The 16241-nt window shown below is 70.2% G+C and carries 15 protein-coding genes and 1 pseudogene; 7 read left to right on the top strand and 9 right to left on the bottom strand.

What is annotated here, in order from left to right; genetic code table 11:
* Together AC1DSA_RS05210 and AC1DSA_RS05205 are read right to left on the bottom strand one after the other, a co-directional pair.
* Positions 1-266, bottom strand: a pseudogene (locus AC1DSA_RS05210) (hypothetical protein); the annotation flags it as partial.
* Between the two features lie 115 nt (positions 267-381).
* Positions 382-2643 (bottom strand): alpha,alpha-trehalose-phosphate synthase (UDP-forming), encoded by a 2262-nt coding sequence (locus AC1DSA_RS05205; protein WP_477886735.1) that lies wholly within the window; start codon positions 2641-2643, stop codon positions 382-384.
* 164 nt (positions 2644-2807) lie between these two features.
* On the opposite strand from AC1DSA_RS05205, the gene AC1DSA_RS05200 reads away from it, so the two are divergent.
* The 3 genes from AC1DSA_RS05200 to AC1DSA_RS05190 are packed head-to-tail and all read left to right on the top strand — an operon-like array spanning position 2808 to position 3718.
* Positions 2808-3191 carry a hypothetical protein gene (locus AC1DSA_RS05200; protein ID WP_477886733.1) on the top strand — a complete coding sequence of 128 codons (384 nt, stop codon included), beginning with the start codon at positions 2808-2810 and terminating at the stop codon, positions 3189-3191.
* Positions 3192-3449, top strand: a complete 258-nt coding sequence (locus AC1DSA_RS05195) for a DUF5985 family protein (protein ID WP_477886731.1) — start codon at positions 3192-3194, stop codon at positions 3447-3449.
* Positions 3446-3718 (top strand): DUF5985 family protein, encoded by a 273-nt coding sequence (locus tag AC1DSA_RS05190; protein WP_477886729.1) that lies wholly within the window; start codon positions 3446-3448, stop codon positions 3716-3718. Before AC1DSA_RS05195 ends, AC1DSA_RS05190 begins: the two co-directional genes overlap by 4 nt.
* On the opposite strand, the gene AC1DSA_RS05185 is transcribed toward AC1DSA_RS05190, so the two are convergent.
* Genes AC1DSA_RS05185 through AC1DSA_RS05170 form a run of 4 tightly spaced genes read right to left on the bottom strand, consistent with a single transcriptional unit; the run spans position 3715 to position 7366 of the window.
* Positions 3715-4230, bottom strand: coding sequence for a MarR family winged helix-turn-helix transcriptional regulator (locus AC1DSA_RS05185; RefSeq protein WP_477886727.1), 516 nt, complete (start codon positions 4228-4230; stop codon positions 3715-3717). The genes AC1DSA_RS05190 and AC1DSA_RS05185 overlap by 4 nt on opposite strands.
* Before the next feature lie 35 nt (positions 4231-4265).
* Complete coding sequence (locus AC1DSA_RS05180) at positions 4266-5330, bottom strand: alcohol dehydrogenase (protein WP_477886725.1); 1065 nt, start codon at positions 5328-5330, stop codon at positions 4266-4268.
* Positions 5331-5340: 10 nt separating this feature from the next.
* The gene (locus tag AC1DSA_RS05175; RefSeq protein WP_477886723.1) at positions 5341-6450 is read right to left on the bottom strand and encodes an enolase C-terminal domain-like protein; all 1110 of its coding nucleotides are present in this window, start codon (positions 6448-6450) and stop codon (positions 5341-5343) included.
* Entirely contained in the window at positions 6443-7366 is a 924-nt protein-coding gene (locus tag AC1DSA_RS05170; protein WP_477886721.1) for a ketopantoate reductase family protein, read from the bottom strand. Before AC1DSA_RS05170 ends, AC1DSA_RS05175 begins: the two co-directional genes overlap by 8 nt.
* Positions 7367-7445: 79 nt before the next feature.
* On the opposite strand from AC1DSA_RS05170, the gene AC1DSA_RS05165 reads away from it, so the two are divergent.
* Positions 7446-8084, top strand: a complete 639-nt coding sequence (locus AC1DSA_RS05165; protein ID WP_477886762.1) for an MBL fold metallo-hydrolase — start codon at positions 7446-7448, stop codon at positions 8082-8084.
* A gap of 10 nt (positions 8085-8094) precedes the next feature.
* Here the strand turns inward: AC1DSA_RS05165 and AC1DSA_RS05160 are convergent, their stop codons facing one another.
* Positions 8095-8931 carry a M48 family metallopeptidase gene (locus AC1DSA_RS05160; RefSeq protein ID WP_477886719.1) on the bottom strand — a complete coding sequence of 279 codons (837 nt, stop codon included), beginning with the start codon at positions 8929-8931 and terminating at the stop codon, positions 8095-8097.
* A gap of 31 nt (positions 8932-8962) precedes the next feature.
* Here AC1DSA_RS05160 and AC1DSA_RS05155 point away from each other — a divergent pair, with 31 nt between their 5' ends.
* On the top strand, positions 8963-10354 hold the full coding sequence (locus AC1DSA_RS05155; protein ID WP_477886717.1) for an AmpG family muropeptide MFS transporter: 1392 nt from the start codon (positions 8963-8965) through the stop codon (positions 10352-10354).
* 12 nt (positions 10355-10366) lie between these two features.
* On the opposite strand, the gene AC1DSA_RS05150 is transcribed toward AC1DSA_RS05155, so the two are convergent.
* The gene (locus AC1DSA_RS05150; RefSeq protein ID WP_477886715.1) at positions 10367-11827 is read right to left on the bottom strand and encodes a class I adenylate-forming enzyme family protein; all 1461 of its coding nucleotides are present in this window, start codon (positions 11825-11827) and stop codon (positions 10367-10369) included.
* Between the two features lie 101 nt (positions 11828-11928).
* Here AC1DSA_RS05150 and AC1DSA_RS05145 point away from each other — a divergent pair, with 101 nt between their 5' ends.
* Complete coding sequence (locus AC1DSA_RS05145) at positions 11929-12642, top strand: response regulator (RefSeq protein ID WP_477886713.1); 714 nt, start codon at positions 11929-11931, stop codon at positions 12640-12642.
* Positions 12643-12652: 10 nt separating this feature from the next.
* Positions 12653-13837 carry a sensor histidine kinase gene (locus AC1DSA_RS05140; protein WP_477886711.1) on the top strand — a complete coding sequence of 395 codons (1185 nt, stop codon included), beginning with the start codon at positions 12653-12655 and terminating at the stop codon, positions 13835-13837.
* A 336-nt stretch (positions 13838-14173) separates the two neighbouring features.
* Here AC1DSA_RS05140 and AC1DSA_RS05135 read toward each other — a convergent pair whose 3' ends face one another.
* On the bottom strand, positions 14174-16174 hold the full coding sequence (locus tag AC1DSA_RS05135) for a hypothetical protein (RefSeq protein ID WP_477886709.1): 2001 nt from the start codon (positions 16172-16174) through the stop codon (positions 14174-14176).
* Positions 16175-16241: the final 67 nt, after the last annotated feature.

The following is a 16241-nucleotide window of genomic DNA, read 5'->3' as shown; positions in this document are numbered from 1 at the left end:
ACGACGGCGCCGCGCGCAGCGCCGCGGGCGCCGGCGCCCGGCGTCGTGCCGGTGGCCGTGGTAGGCGGCGCGGTGCTCGCCTGCGGCTTGGACGGATCGATGCCCGTCTTCTGCACGGCCCAGGTGTAGCACTCCGACTCGTCCTTCTTCTGCTGGCTGGCCGACTGGCCCTTGGCCGGGTAGACGATCTGCGCCGAAACACCGGCGGCGAAGGCCGCGAGCATCGCGACCAGGGTGATGGATTTCCAGGATGGGCTGCGGGCCATGACACTTCCTTGCGTCCTGCGGACGATGCCTGCCACGATACCGGCGCACCCCGGCAGCAGTCATTGGACCTTGGTCCCATCCTTGCAACGCGCCGTGACGACGAGGGGCCGCGCCTCACTCTCCCCGGTGGCGCTGCACCCGCTCGGACACCCGCTGGCGCAGACGCAGGCGCGCCGCGTCGGCGAGCATGCGGCCGGCCCAGCGGTACACGTTGAACTCCTGCACCGTGCTGCGCAGGGCGCCCATGCGCTCGCGCTGTTCGGCCGGCGGCATGGTCAGCGCCTGCTGCAACGCGTCCGCCGTTTCCTCCACGTGGTAGGGATTGACCACCAGCGCCTCCGGCATCTCGCGCGCGGCGCCGGCGAAGCGGCTGAGGACCAGCACGCCGCGCTCGTCGTCGCGCGCCGCGACGAACTCCTTGCACACCAGGTTCATGCCGTCGTGCAGGCTGGTCACCATGCACACGTCGGCCGCGCGGTACAGGCGCATCACCGTGTCGTGGTCGTGGTGCTGCGCCAGCAGGTGGATGACCGGCGCTCCCGGGCGACCGAAGCGCTTGTTGATCCGCTCGGTCGCGCGGGCGATGCGCTCCTGGAAGGCCTGGTATTCCTCCAGCGCGCCGCGCGACGGCGCGGCGACCTGCACGAACGTGAAGCGATCCTGCCACTCGGGGTATTTCTCCAGCATGCGCTCGACCGCGTTCAGGCGCTCCAGGATGCCCTTGGTGTAGTCGAAGCGGTCGACGCCCACTCCGATCCGGTGGCCCTGCGGAATGCCCAGCCCCTCCATGAGTTCGGCACGGCACTGCCCCGGCGATGGCCACTCGCGCGCCTCTTCCGGGGAGGGCCACTCGATGGAGATGGGATAGCTTTCCACCAGCGTCTGCTCCCCGCCGAAACTGATGGTGGAGTGCTCGTGCTCGATGCGCGCCTCCAGGTAACGGTCCACCGTCTCGATGAAGTTCTTGCAGTGGAAGCGGGTGTGGAAGCCGAGGATCGTGCTGCCCAGCATGCCTTCCAGGATCTCGCTGCGCCACGGGCAGATGCCGAACGACTCCGGGTTGGGCCAGGGGATGTGCCAGAAGGTCAGGATCGTGGCGCGCGGCAACTTGCGCCGCACCATCGCCGGCAGCAAGGCGAAGTGGTAGTCCTGCACCAGCACGATGGGGTCGTCGCTGCGCGCTTCGGACACCACCGCATCGGCGAACAGCTGGTTCACTTCCCGGTAGTGCTCCCAGTCCTGCTCGCGGAACACCGGCCGCACGTGCGCCACGTGGCACAGCGGCCAGAGGCCTTCGTTGGCGAAGCCGTAGTAGTAGCCCTGCTCCTGCTCCTCGGTGAGCCAGAGGCGGCGCAGCTGGTAATCGTCCTGGCCCGGCGGCAGCGCCACGTGGTCGTGGCGGTCCACCACCTCGCGGTCGGCGCTGCCGCTGCCGTGCGCGATCCAGGTGCCCGAGCAGGCGCGCATCACCGGCTCGACGGCGGTGACCAGCCCGCTGGCCGGCCGCCGCACCACCATGCTGCCGTCCGGGCGGCGTTCGTGCACGTAGGGTTCGCGGTTGGAGACCACGATCACCTCGTCGCCGCGCAGTTGCGTGCGCAGCAGCGACTGCAGCCGCTCGGCGTTCCACACGTCCTCGGAGCGCTGCCCGCGGCGGACTTCATCCTCCAGGTCCCGCAGCCGCTCGCGCAGGTCGGCCGCCAGCGGCGCGAGTTCGGGTGACGGCGGCACCAGCGGGCGCACCAGGCCCTCGCCGCGCAGCAGCGCCTGCGCGCCCGACACCCAGCCGCGCCAGCTCAGCTGCGCCACGATCACGGTGACCAGCGCCATCGCGCCGCCGAGCCCGGCGATCAGGATGATCAGGTACTTGCGCGTGTCCTGGCTGCGCCGCTCGATGAAGCTCAGGTCGTGCATCAGCACCAGGTCGCCCTGCAGGCCGGCATCGCTCACGATCGGGTGATAGCTCACGTGCACCGGGCCGCCCTCGATGCTCATCGGCGCCTCCCGCGTCGATGCGAGCTGCTTCGCCTCGTCGCAGCTGAGGTCCTTGGGAAAACGCGACGTGCGGCGCACCACCTGCCCGGTGGTGGAGCACCAGCCGATGGCCACCAGCCGCTCGTCCTGGAGCGTGCGGTCCAGGATCGCCTGCAGCTTGCGGCTGCGGTTCTCCGAGTCGGCGAGCGAATCCGACAGCGCATTGGCGACCAGAGCGCCGCGCATGTCGAGGTCGCGCGCGAACCAGCGCAGCGTCAGCCGGTCCATGACCGGCAGGGCCAGGTAGGCGGTGGCCGTGAGGATGATCACCAGCGGCACCAGGAACCGCAGTTGCAGTCGGAAGGTCTTCAGCAGTTGCAGTTCTCCTCGGGATCGATCCATTCTGACAAATCCAACACGGTCGAGCTGAATGGGCCACAACATTTGTGCAAATGCATATACTGGTGGCGCCGTGCGAACGGCTTGTTCATTCAGGTCGCCTTGTTCCGCCCCGCAGCGCGGGGCGGTCTTTTTCCGGGCGGCGCCCTCCCCCGCCTTCTGCAGCGATGGCGAAACAAACCCTGCCGGCCGAGATCAGGCGCTTCGTGCTGACCAGCATTCCGTCCGTGCCCTACCTGGAGGCGCTGCTGCTGCTGCGCTCCCAGGAACAGCAGGCTTGGCAGACGGCCGACGTGGCGCGGCGCCTGTACGTGCCCGACGCGGTCGCGGCCGAACTGCTGCGCGCGCTGCACGCGTCCGGCCTGGTGACGGCGGAGGGCGAGGGATTCCGGTACGCACCGCGGCGCGAAGCGCTGCGTGCCACCATCGACCAGCTGCAGCAGCTGTATGCGACGCGGCTGGTGGAGATCACGTCCCTCATCCACACCCGGCTGGAAAAGCGCGCGCTGCAGTTCGCGGACGCCTTCCGCTGGAACAAGAAGGAGCCCTGAATGGCCGCCGGCATCTACCTCCTGTGCGCCCTCACCTCGCTCACCTGCTGCGTGCTGCTGTTCCGCGCCTGGCGGCGCAACCGCGCCGGACTGCTGTTCTGGAGCTGGCTGTGCTTCGCCGGCCTGAGCTTCAACAACGTCGTGCTGGTGGTCGACAAGCTGCTGCTGCCGCAGGTGGACCTGGGGCCGCTGCGCATGGCCTCGGCGCTGGTCTCGATGCTGCTGCTGCTGTTCGGCCTGGTGTGGGAGGACCAGTGACCACGCTGGATGCCGTCATGTCCGGGGCCATCGCCATGGCGGCGGCGCTGCTGGGCCTGTTCTTCCTGCGCTTCTGGCGGCAGACGCGCGACAGCTTCTTCCTCTACTTCGTCGCCTGCTTCTGGCTGGAGGCAGCCAGCCGAGTGGCGGCGGTGGCCCTGCGCTACGACAGCGAGGACGTGCCGCTGCTGTACGGCGTGCGCCTGCTGTCGTACGGCCTGATCATCGTCGCGATCTGGCAGAAGAACCGACCGCCGCCCAAGGATTAGTCGCTGTCGCTGCCGATGGGAATGTGGGCATCGCGCTCGTCGCCGCCGCCCAGTTCCGCGATCAGCCGCGCGAGGTCGCGGTCCAGCCGGGCCAGCGTGGCCTTGTCCAGCCGGCCCAGCGCCTCCGGCAGCACGCCCGTGAACGGGCCCGGGGCCTTGGCGAGCACGCGGGCCGCGCGGGGCGTGGCGCGCAACTGCACCGCGCGCCGGTCTTCGCCGCCGCGGTCGGCGACCACCAGGTCTTTCTCCACCAGCGCGCGCAGCAGGTTGCTGGCGGTGGACTGGTGGACGTCCATGGCCCGCGCGAGCTCGCTCACGCCGATGCCGGGGCGGTCATGCACGACGCTCAGCGCCCAGACCTGCGCGCCGGAGATGCCGGCCTTGGTCTCCACCGCCCGGAAGTGGTTCTTGACGGTGTTGAAGACGAGGCGGAAGCGCCGCAGCACGCGGGCCGCCGGATCCGCCGTGTCGCCGGCCGCCGGCTTCTTGCGGGGAGAGGTTCGGGTGGCCATGCGCGAATCTTAGGGGCGCGCGGCGCGGCCGTCGCTCAGGCGGCGTCGGCTTGCAGCACGGTGCGGCCGCGCACCTTGCCCGCGCGCAGGTCGTCCAGCGCCTGGTTGGCCTGCGCCAGCGGACGCAGGTTCAGCGGCAGCGGCGGCAGCGTCCCGTCCTGCGCCAGTGCGAGCAGTTCCTGCAGCTCCTGCAGACTGCCGACATAGGAGCCGACGATGGAGACCGCCTTGAGCGCGATCATCGCCGGCACGATGCTGCTCGCGCCGCCGATCAGGCCCACGCACACCATCCTGCCGCCCTTGCGCAGCGCGCCGTAGCCGAAGTCGAAGCTGGCGCCGGAGCCGACGAAGTCCACCACCGCTGCAGCGCCGCCGCGCGTGGCCTTCACCAGCGCCTTGAGCGCGGCCGGATCACCGGGATCGACGACGTCGGCGGCGCCGGCATCGCGGGCCAGGTCCCACTTGGCCCGATCGGGCTCCGCGACGAGGGGCGCCACGCCGCACAGGCGCCGTGCCAGGCGGATGCCGGACAGCCCCACGCCGCCGGCGCCCAGCACCAGCAGCGCATCGTCGGCCGCGAGCGGCCCGACCTTGCGCAGCGCGCTGTACGCGGTGAGGCCCGCGCAGGCATAGGTGCAGGCCTGCTCCTGCGGCATGGCACCGTGGTCCACCAGGTAGCGCGGGTGCGGCAGCACGACGTGCGTGGCGAAGCCTCCGTCGCGCGAGACGCCCAGCGCGCGCGGCGCGCCGCACAAATGCTCCTGGCCGGCGCTGCACAGGGCGCAGCTGCCACAACCGATCCAGGGGAAGGCCACGCGCCGGTCGCCGACCCGCGCGCCCTGCGCGTCCGGGCCGACGGCCACCACCGTGCCCGCGATCTCGTGGCCCAGCGTGCGCGGCGGCTGCACCGTGCGCGAGAGATCCAGCCGGTGGTCGCCGCCCAGCGAGAAGTAGCCGTCCTGCATGTGCACGTCGCTGTGGCACACGCCGCAGCTGGCGATGCGCAGAACCACCTCGCTGCCCGTGGGCACGGGCGCCTCGCGCAGGGCCTGCACGAGCGGCTTGCCGAAGCTCTCCACCTGCCAGCTGGTCATCTGCATGTCGTTCTCCTCATTCGATGCGCAAGCGCGCCACCTTGTCCGCGTCCCAGGCCAGCCCGGTGCCCGCTGCCTCGCCAATCGGCCAGCAGCCGTCGACGATCTTCACCGGCTCGGCCGCGATCGCGTCGGTCCAGTCCACGTATTCCAGCCAGTGGCAGGTCGGCGTGGCGGCCAGCAGGTGGGCGCTGACCTCCGGCATCAGGTGCGAACTCATGGGAATGCCGTGCGCTTCCGCGATGCCCGCCGCCTGCATCCAGCCGCTGACGCCGCCGATGCGCGCGACGTCGGGCATCACGAGGTCGCAGGCCTGCGCCTGCAGCGCCCGCAGCAAGTCCTTGGGACCGTCGAAGTTCTCGCCCAGCTGCAGCGGCAGCTGCAGGTCGCGCGCGATCTGCGCGTTGCCCGCGAGGTCGTCGTGCCGGATCGGCTCCTCCAGCCAGGCCACGCCTTCGGATTGCAGCGCGCGCCCGCGCTCCAGCGCCTCCACGCGGGACAGCGCCTGGTTGTAGTCGACCATCAGCTGCACCGTGTCGGGCAGGCGCCGGCGCACCGCGCGCGTGACCGCCAGGTCCTCCGCCAGCGTGGCGTAGCCCAGGCGCAACTTGACCGCCTGCAGGCCGCCTTCCAGCAGGGCCTCCGCTTCGTCGGCGGCGGCCTGCGGCGCCATCAGGCCCAGGCCGCAGGAGTTGTAGGCCCGCACGGGACGCGGCGTGCCGCCCAGCAGGCAGGTGAGCGGCACGCCCGCGGCGACGGCCAGCGCGTCCCACAGCGCCATGTCCAGCGCCGACAGCGCCATGCGCGCGACGCCCGTGACGCCGATCAGCGCGAAGCGGCGCTGCAGCTTGGCGGCGATCACCAGCGGCGCGACGGCGTCGCCGCGCACCAGCTCCACCGCTTCCTCCAGCAGCGCCGCGATGGCCTGCGCCCCGCTGCGACGGTAGGCGAACACATAGGAACGCCCGACCACGCCCTCTTCGGTATGCAGGTCCACCAGCAGCAGGGGCGCCGCCTTCACGGTGGCCGCGCTGGTGCCCAGCACGTAGCGCAAGGGCACCTGCACCGGCGTGCAGGTCACGCTGCGCACGCGCAGCGTGGACGGGGAATGGACGCGCTCAGCCACGTTGCGGTCCTTCCGCATGCAGCGCGAGGATGTCGGCGATCGCGCGATTCAGCGGCGTCGGCACGTCCCTGGCCCGCCCCAGTTCGACCACCCCACCGGCCAGCCAGCGCACCTCCAGCCGGTTGCCGCGCTCCAGGTCGTGGTGCATCGACGAAGTCATGTCGGGGGACACGTCGTCGGCGCGTTGCAGGCCGGCCTCCGCATAGTCCTCCGGCAGATGCACTCCGTGGGCGCGGCCCACGGCCACCACCTCGCGCATCACGTCGCGCAGGAAGGCGCGCGTCTGCGGGTTCGAGCGGATCGGGCCGATGGTCCTGCGCATGGTGGTGGTCGTGCCCGACAGGCCGACCAGGAACACGTACTTCTGCCAGATCTCGCGCACGATGTCGGGCGACAGCTCGGCCTTGATGCCGCCGGCCAGGCAGGCGGCGAGGAAGGCCTGGCCGCGCGCGGAGCGCGAACCGTCGAACTCGCCGAACAGCAGGCGCTGCATGGGCCCGGTCTGCCGGATCACGCCGGGCGCCTCGATGGTGGTGGCGACGTAGCCGACCCCGCCCATCAGTTGCCGCGCATCGAAGGCGGCGCGCAGGTACTGGTCCTTCAGCACGCCGTTCTGGAACGAGACGATCGCCGTGTCCGGCCCCACCAGCGGGCGGACCTGCGCGATCGCCTGCTCGGTGTCCCACAGCTTCACGCACAGCATCACCAGGTCGACGACGCCGATCTGCGCCGGGTCGTCGGTCACGTGCAGGTCCTTCACGTGCAGCGGCTCCGGGCCTTCGATGCGCAGGCCATCCCTGCGCATGGCCTCCAGGTGCCGGCCGCGTGCGACGAAGTGCACGTCGGCCCCGCCCTGCACCAGCCGGGCGCCGAAATAGCCGCCCAGACCGCCCGAACCCATGATCGCGATGCGCATGGCTGTCTCCTTGTCGGGCGCATTATTGACCCACTGTCCGATACTCTCGCCTTTCCTGAGCAAGAGCCCCGACTTCCCGATGCTGCGTTACTTCACCCTGCCCGTCACCCGCTTCCAGCAGAACTGCTCCATCGTCTACGACGATGCCACCAAGCAGGCCGCCGTGATCGATCCCGGCGGCGACCTCGACCGCCTGCTGGCCGAAGTCGCGCAGCGCGGCCTGGCGCTGGAGCAGATCTGGCTGACGCACGCGCACATCGACCACGCCGGCGGCACCGCGGAGCTGGCGCGCCGGCTGGACCTGCCCATCGTCGGTCCGCATCCGGCCGACCAGTTCTGGATCGCGGGCCTGCCGCAGCAAGGCGCGATGTTCGGCTTCCCGCCGGCGGAGACCTTCACGCCGACGCGCTGGCTGCAGGACGGCGACACGGTCGAACTCGCCGGGCACACGCTGCACGTGCGGCACTGCCCGGGCCACACGCCGGGCCACGTGGTGTTCCATTCACCGGAGATGCAGCGCGCCTTCGTCGGCGACGTGCTGTTCGCCGGCAGCATCGGCCGCACCGACTTCCCGCAGGGCGACCACGCGACCCTGATCGCCAGCATCACGCAGCGCCTGTGGCCCATGGGCGATGACACGGTGTTCATCCCGGGACACGGGCCCGAGAGCAGCTTCGGCCGGGAACGGAAGAGCAACCCCTACGTGCGGGGCACCTGAAAAGAGGGGATCAGCGGCGGGCGATCGCCTGCTGGTACAGGCCTTCCACGCGCGGGATGTTTTCCTGCAGCCTGCGCATGCGGTCGGCGCCGTTCGGGTGCGTGGAGAGGAAGCCGATGTTGCCGCCGTTGCCGCTGGCCTTGGCCATCTTGTCCCAGAGCGACACCGCCGCCCGCGGGTTGTAGCCGGCGCGCGCGCCCATCTCCAGGCCCACGAGGTCGGCCTCTGTCTCGTCGTCGCGGCTGAATTTGAGCGTGAGCAACTGCGTGCCGACGTTGGCGGCGACGTCGCCCAGCTGTCCCAGCCCGAACAGCTGCGCGCCCAGCGACAGCAGCGCGCCCGTGCCCTGGCTCTTGGCGATGCGTTCGCGCGCGTGCTCGCGCAGCGCGTGCGCCATCTCGTGGCCCACGACCATGGCCAGTTCGTCGTCGGTGAGCTGCAGCTTGTCGATCAGGCCGGTGAACACGGCGATCTTGCCGCCGGGCATGCAGAAGGCGTTGATGGACTGGCTGCCGATCAGGTTGACCTCCCAGTGCCAGGCGCGCGCCCGTTCGTTCCAGCGCGGCGCGTCGGCGATCAGGCGGGACGAGATCGCGCGCAGCCGCTGCAGCTGCGGATGGCTTTCCGGCGCCAGCGCCTTCTTGGCGCGGGCCTCCTGCAGCAGCTCTCCATACTGCTGCGCGGCGGCGGTTTCCAGTTCGGTGGCCGGCACCAGGCTGCGCAGGCGCGAGGATTCACCGACGTTGACCTGGGCCAGCGCGGAACCCGCCGCAGCGGCGCCCGCCGCCACCAGGAAGGCGCGCCTGCCCATCCAGGGCGACGACTTGGCAGCACAGAGTTGGCACATGGGCAAATAATAGGCTTCCTGCAAGGACCCCATGTCAGACCCAGCCGCAAAGTCCCCCCAGAGCCCGCCTGCACAGCCAGCCGAAGTCCCCCGGCGCAAGCGCTCCGCCCTCGAAGTCTTTCGCGAACTGCGCCAGCCCAAGGTCGCCGTCATGCTGGCCCTGGGTTTCTCCTCCGGCCTGCCCTTCCTGCTCACCGCCAACACCTTCGGCTACTGGCTGCGCGACGAAGGCACCAGCCTGAAGGCGATCGGCTTCATCTCCTGGGTGGGCTTCGCCTATGCCTTCAAGGTGTACTGGTCGCCGCTGGTCGACCGGGTCGACGTGCCGCTGCTCGGCCGGCTGGGGCGCCGGCGCGGCTGGATGCTGCTTTGCCAGATCCTGGTGGCGATCGGCCTGCTGGGCATGTCCTTCGTCGGCGTGAAGGCCGGGCTCGGCGTCATCGGCGCCTTCGCCCTGCTCACCGCCTTCGCCTCGGCGACGCAGGACATCGCCATCGATGCCTGGCGCATCGAGGCGGCGTCGGACGCGGAGGAGGTCGGGCTGATGACGTCGGCGGCCCAGCTCGGGTACCGGATCGCGCTGCTGGTCACCGACGCCGCCATCATCGCCGCGGCCGAACGCGTGGGCTGGTCGCTCTCGTACGTGGCCATGGCCGTGCTGATGACGGTCGGCGTGGCCGCCACCTTCTTCGCGTTCGAGCCGGCCCGGGCGGATGCGGTGCTGCACCAGAAGCCGCCGCTGTGGAGCGCACGCGGCCTGCTCGACGCCATCATCGGCCCCTTCGTCGACTTCTTCGCCAAGCACAAGGTCGCCGGCCTGGTGATCCTGCTGATGGTCGCGCTGTACCGGCTGCCCGATTTCGTGATGGGGCCGATGTACAACCCCTACTACCACGACCTGGGCATCACCAAGGACACGGTCGCGGTGGTGCGCGGCTCCTTCGGCCTGGTCGCGACCTTCCTCGGGCTCGCCGCGGCGGGCCTGTGCACGGTGAAATTCGGCATGCTGCGCACGCTGATCGTCGGGCTGGTGCTCGAAGGCATAGGCACGGCGGCCTTCGCGCTGCTGGCCTTCCACCCCGACGCCACCCTGTTCGCGGCGGTGATGTCGCTCGACTCCTTCGCCCAGTCCTTCGCCGGCGTGGCGCTGGTGACCTACATGTCGAGCCTCACGAGCCTGGGCTACACGGCCACGCAGTACGCGATGCTGTCGTCCACGTACGCCATCCTGGGCAAGCTGCTGAAAGGCTTTTCCGGCGTCGCGGTCGACACGCTCACGCCCACGTATGGGCTGCTCGGTGCTTATGCGACTTCGTTCCTGGTGACCGGCCTGACGGCCATCCCGCCGCTGCTGCTGATCATGCTGCTCTGGCGCATGCAGCGCCGCGAGGAAGCCGCGCCCTCGGCGGCGGCGGCGCGCTGACGCTCCGCCCGTTCAGGCGCAGGCCTGGACGAGGACCGAACGCTGCACCTTGCCAAGCGCGGTCTTCGGCAACTGCGGCAGGAAGAACCAGCGGCGCGGCAGCTTGAAGCGGGCCATGCGCTGCTGCAGGTGGTCCAGCAGCTCCGGCTCGCCCGCTTGCGCATCGGAGCGCAGCACCACCGCCACCGCCACTACCTCACCCCAGCGCGCGTCCGGCAGCGCGAAGGCTGCGCACTCGAGCACGGCCGGATGCAGCGCGAGCGCCTGCTCGATCTCCGAAGGGTGGATGTTCTCGCCGCCCGAGATGATCAACTCCCTGGCCCGGCCGACGATGCGCCAGCTGCCGTCGGCGTCCTGCTGCGCCAGGTCGCCGGTGGCGAACCAGCCCTCGGCGTCGCGCGCCGGCAGGTCGGGCCAGTAATGGCGCACGATGTTCGGACCGCGCAGCAGCAGCTCGGCAGCATCGCCCATCGGCGGGCCCAGGCGCGCCTCGACCTCCGGCGCCGGCCAGCCGCAGGAGCCGACGTGATCCATTGCGTGCGCGGGCGGCAGCGCGATGGAGAAGGGACCGGTCTCGGTGGCGCCGTAGACGTTGCACACCGGAACGCCGCGCGCATGGAAGGCCTCGATCAACGGCGCCGGCAGAAGACTGGAGCCGGCCCAAAGCGCGCGCAGGCAGGACAGGTCGGTGCCAGTCCACGCGGGATGCTCGATCAGCGCCTTCATGGTGGGCGGCACCTGCAGCGTGAGGCTGGGCCGATCGGCGGCGATGCAGGCCAGGGTTTCGCCGGGATGGAAGCGCTGCTGCAGCAGCACGCGCGCGCCTGTGTACAGAGCCGGCAGCGTCTGGATGCACAGGCCGCCCACGTGGAACAGCGGCAGCACGGTGAGCACCGTGTCGGCCGGCGTCAGGGCCTGCGTGGCAGCGGCGATGCGCATGTTGGCCAGCAGGTTGGCCTGGGTGTGCACGGCTGCCTTCGGGCCGCCGGTGGTGCCCGAGGTGAACACCAGCAGGGCCGGCGCATCGGCATCGGCGTGCTCCGGAGCGGCTCGCTCGCCTCCTGCCGCGAGCTCTTCCAGCGGATGCGCGGCGACGCCGGTGGCGCGCGCCAGCTCCGAGGCGGCCTGCGTCCAGTCGGCGTCGTGCACCAGGTGGAGCGGCGTGCAATCGGCCAGCAGCCGCTGCCATTCGGGCAGCGCCAGCCGGAAATTGAGCGGCACCAGCATCGCGCCGATGCGCGCCAGGCCCAGCAGCAAGGTGATCTGCGCCACATGGTTGGCACCGAGCCAGGCCACGCGGTCGCCGGGGCGCACTCCCCATTCGTGCCACGCCACGGCAGCGGCGGTTTGGGCCTCCTGCGCCAGCGCATGGCGGCTGTGCCAGCGGCCGGCGAACCGCAGTGCGGGCGCGTCCCCGTCATGTCGATTCAGCACTTCGGGCAGCGTGGCGGTGTGGTGGTTGGCGACCTCCATTTACCTAACTTTACTGGTGCTTCGCGAGGTCGCGATGGGGGCGGTAGACCATGCCCGACAGGTGGGACGCTCCTTCGCGGCCCGGAAAGTACGATGTGAACATGCAGCAACTCCTGATGATCGAGGACGACACCCGGCTCGCGCAGATGGTGGGCGAGTACCTGGAGCGATCCGGCTTCGGCGTCACCCACGCACCCGATGCCAAGGCGGGGCTGAACCTGCTGGAAGACCCGCCCACCGGCACCACGCCGGACCTGCTGGTGCTGGACCTCATGCTGCCCGACATCGATGGCCTGGAAGTGTGCCGCCGCGTGCGCGCCCTGCCCGGCGACACCGGCCGCATCCCCGTGCTGATGCTCACGGCCAAGGGCGATCCGATGGACCGCATCGTCGGCCTCGAGCTGGGTGCCGACGATTACCTGCCCAAGCCCTTCGAGCCGCGCGAACTGCTCGCCCGCATCCGCGCCATCCTGCGCCGCCGGGGCGACGGCACGCCGTCGCCGGCGAAGGTGATGCGCTTCGGCTCGCTGGAGATCGACCGCGACGCACGCACCGTCACCGTGGCCGGCAAATCATCGGAGCTGACCTCCTACCAGTTCGACCTGCTGGTGGTGCTGGCGGAACGCGCCGGCCGCGTGCTCACCCGCGACCAGATCATGGAAGCCGTGCGCGGCCGGGAACTGGAAGCCTTCGACCGCTCGATCGACGTGCACATGGGACGCATTCGCGCCGCGATCGAAGCCGACGCCAAGAATCCCAAGCGCATCCTGACCGTGCGCGGCGTGGGCTACGTGTTCGCCAAGCAGCAGGACTGACGATCCGCGGATGAACTCCTGGAACGCCGGCTGGCGCTTCCCCCTTTACCTGCGCATCTGGATCGCCGTCGTCGTGGCGGTCGGCCTGCTCACGATCGCCGTCGGCTGGCTCTGGCGCGTCAACACCGAGCAGCAGCCGGCGCGCGAGGTGATCATCCGCAACGAAAAGGACGAGATCCTCGGCCAGAGCCGTGTCCGGCCCAACCGGGTGCCGGGCCAGGGCATCGAGTTCGACGTCGCGATGAAAGACGGCAGCACGCTCACCGTGCAACTGCCGCCGCGCCAGCGGCCGCCCGGGGACAGCTGGCGGCCCTGGCTGCCGCGGGGGTCTCAGGGCTTCCTCTGGATGCTGGGCATCGTCGCCCTGGCCGTAGCAGTGGGGGCCTACCCCATCATCCGCCGGCTGACGATGCGGCTGGAGGACCTGCGGCGCGGCGTCGAGCGCTGGGGCGAAGGGGACCTGAGCGTGCGCGTCTCGGAACGGGGCAACGACGAAGCGGCCTTCCTGGCGCAGCGTTTCAACCGTGCTGCCGAGCGGGTCGAGACCCTGATGAAGTCGCACAAGTCGCTGCTGGCCAACGCCTCGCACGAGCTGCGATCGCCGCTGGCGCGCATCCGCATGGGGCTCGAGCTGATGGACCCGGACCATACGTCTTCCGGCTGCGCCGAGATCAAGCGCAACATCGGCGAGCTGGACCAGCTGATCGACGAGATCCTGCTGGCCAGCCGGCTGGATGCGCGCGAAACGGACATCGGCACCTTCGAGGTGGTCGACCTGACCGGGCTGGCGGCGGAAGAGAGCGCCCGCGCCGGCGCCGACCTGGAGATGGCGGATGCGCAGCACACGGTCGTGGTCCAGGGCGTCGCCAAGCTGCTGCGCCGGGCGATCCGCAACCTGCTGGAGAATGCGCGCCGCTACAGCCGCGGTCCCGTGACCGTCACGGTCGCCGACGGTGGGACGCGCGCCGTGCTGCGGGTGTGCGACCACGGCCCCGGCATCCCCGCCACCGAGCGCGAGCGCATCTTCGAACCGTTCTACCGGCTGCGCGGCGCCAGCGAGCGCGAAGGGGGCGTCGGCCTGGGATTGGCGCTGGTCCGTTCGATCGCCCAGCGCCACCATGGCACGGCCCACTGCGAGGACAACCCGGGCGGCGGCGCCTGCTTCGTCTTGACGCTTCCCTGTGAGCAAACGTAATCGCAGGTAATAAACTTTTCGGCCGCTCGCCAAAAGCGCGCGAATTCACGAAGATGCCAGTCCTGACCAGTCGCTTTCAATGTGCGTCCGCTGGCCCCCCCAAAAGGAGGATGGACGCGAAAGCCAAGCTGGACCACACTGGATTCACTGTCACGCATCGCCGGACACACGAGATTCAAGTCTCCCAACGACGTCCTTCCAAGGACTTGATACAGCCACCGCAAGGTGGCTGTTTTTTTTGCCCGCTGGCGCGCGGGCGTTGCCAGGTCCTTTTGCACGAGCCGCAGCAGCGCTACCCGGCACGCGGCGGCGATGGCAAGTTTCAGCTGGACAGGTTCAGTAGCTGTAGTAGTAGCGCCAGTCGAACACCAGCCGCAGGCCGACGGACCACACGGTGCGCAGATCCGGTGTCGGCGCTCCGACGGGGAAAGTAGTGGACGCGCTGCGCGGCACGTCGGCCGCGGCGAACAGCTGGAAGACCACCGAGGAGCTCTGGTTCGAGGAGAAGGAGCGGTATGGGCGGTATTCGACGATCGGCACGTCGTATCCGATCGACTTGAAGTTGACGATCCGTGCCTGCGTGGATGGAGGGGCGGGCGGCACGATGAGCTGGTCTTGCCCGCCCAGGCCGTACAAGGTGATGCCCAGCTCGCGCCCGAGCACGAGCTGGAAGCGGCCGATCCCGGTGGCCCATCCGTATTGCCACGGGATCAGTCCTCCGTTGCCTGCCGTCACGGCCATCTTGGAATAGGCGTCGCGGTTCGCCAGGTACAGGGGGGACAGCAGCAGCAGGTCGCCGGGCACCAGGTAGAACGGCATGCGAAAGCGCAGCGCCACGGCGGAGCGGGCCGGGATGGCGGCGCTGAGGTTGCCGCCGGCCGAGCCGGGGAAGTTTTCGTTGAACCGGTTGGAAGACGGCGCGTCGGACCGCAGGCCGATGGAGGCATACACCAGCCCGTCCCCCGATTCGCTGAGCACCCCGTCCAGCCCGAAGCCCGCGCGAACCGAGAGGTCGACACCCGCCATGCGGCCCCGGCTCGACTGCAGGTTCGAGAAGCCACCGTCGACGATGCGTCCGTCGATCGCGCCGGACAAGCCCACGAAAGGCCCCACTTCGCTGCGGAAGCGCGGCATGGCGCCGAATCCCGGCCCGAGGCCGGGCACGGGTGTCTGCGCCAGCGTCGCCGTGAAGAAGGTGCGCTGCTGCGGCAGGGGCCTCAGGTCCGGGGGGCGGGCCGGCAGCTTGTCGTTCCGGCAGACGTCGAAGTCGTCGGGTGCGGCGGGCGCGGCAGGCGTGTGCGCGAAGTCGGTCCCACCCGGCCGCCCGGTGGCGACGTCCAGCACCTGCTCCAGGCTGGTGCGCACGGTCCTGGCGGCGACCTCGACATCTTCCGCCCGCATGTAGGAGTCGCCCATCAGGACCACCGAGCGGCTGCCGCCGGCCCAGGTGAACACTTCCAGGCCGTTGTGGTTGTAGTAGTCGTGCGTGCCCTGCCGCTGCGAAACGTCGCCCCAGGTCCCGGCGATGTGGCCCGCTGCGAACACATCCTGCAGGAAGTGCAGCGCGAACGCCTCGTCGGCCAGCATGGCGCGGGCGAGCGCGGCGCGCTCGGGGGCGGCCAGCTGCGGTTCCCTGGCCAGCCGGCTCGCCTTTTGCAGCGCACTGAGATGGAAGTAGGAGTAGACGCCCACCGCGCTGATCTCGGAGTCCGCGCGCAAGGTCAGGCCGGCGTAGTCGGTCAGGTCGGTCGCGGTTTCGGGCCGGGCGAGCAGGAAATGGGCATGGTTCGACCCGGCGCGGGTCACGTAGTGCGGGTCGGCGCGCTGCAGGCGGGTGTCGGCGGTGCGCAGTGCGTTGATGCGCTGTGCGCGCGCGCTCTCGCTGGCGACACGGCGCTGCGCGTCGTTCACGACATCCGTCCCCTTTGTCATGGACTCCGGGTTGGGCAGCACGGGAATGCGTGCCAGGTCTTCCTTCAGCTGGGCGGCGACGTCCGCCACCTGCAGGATCCACGGCGCGCTGCGCGCCGTTTCGAACATGTCGCGGCTCGAACAGGAATGATCGCCCGCAATCGCACTCAGGGCGGCCCAGTCGATGCACGCCGGTGCGGTGCCCTGTTCGCCGTCGGCGCCCGTGGCGCACAGCCGTTGCTCGTCGCCGGCCCGTGCAAGCTGCCACATGCGGTCGAAGACAGCCCGGCGCTCACCGTCCAGCCGCTGGACCGACACCATGGCGAGTTGCCGGTGCTCGGGATAGACCCAGCTGCGAGCGCCCATGGGCAGGGCGCCAAGGATCAGCACCGCCAGCAGACGCGGCAGCAGTTTCGCATCGGGCATGGATGTCATGGCAGAGGTGACGCGCGCTGAACGGCGCCCGTGAATCAGAGCACAATTGGTGGCGTCT

This window comes from Ramlibacter sp. P4_H7 (assembly GCF_056400765.1).
The sequence above is the reverse complement of the archived record's forward strand: the minus strand, read 5'-3'. Positions and strand labels throughout refer to the sequence as shown.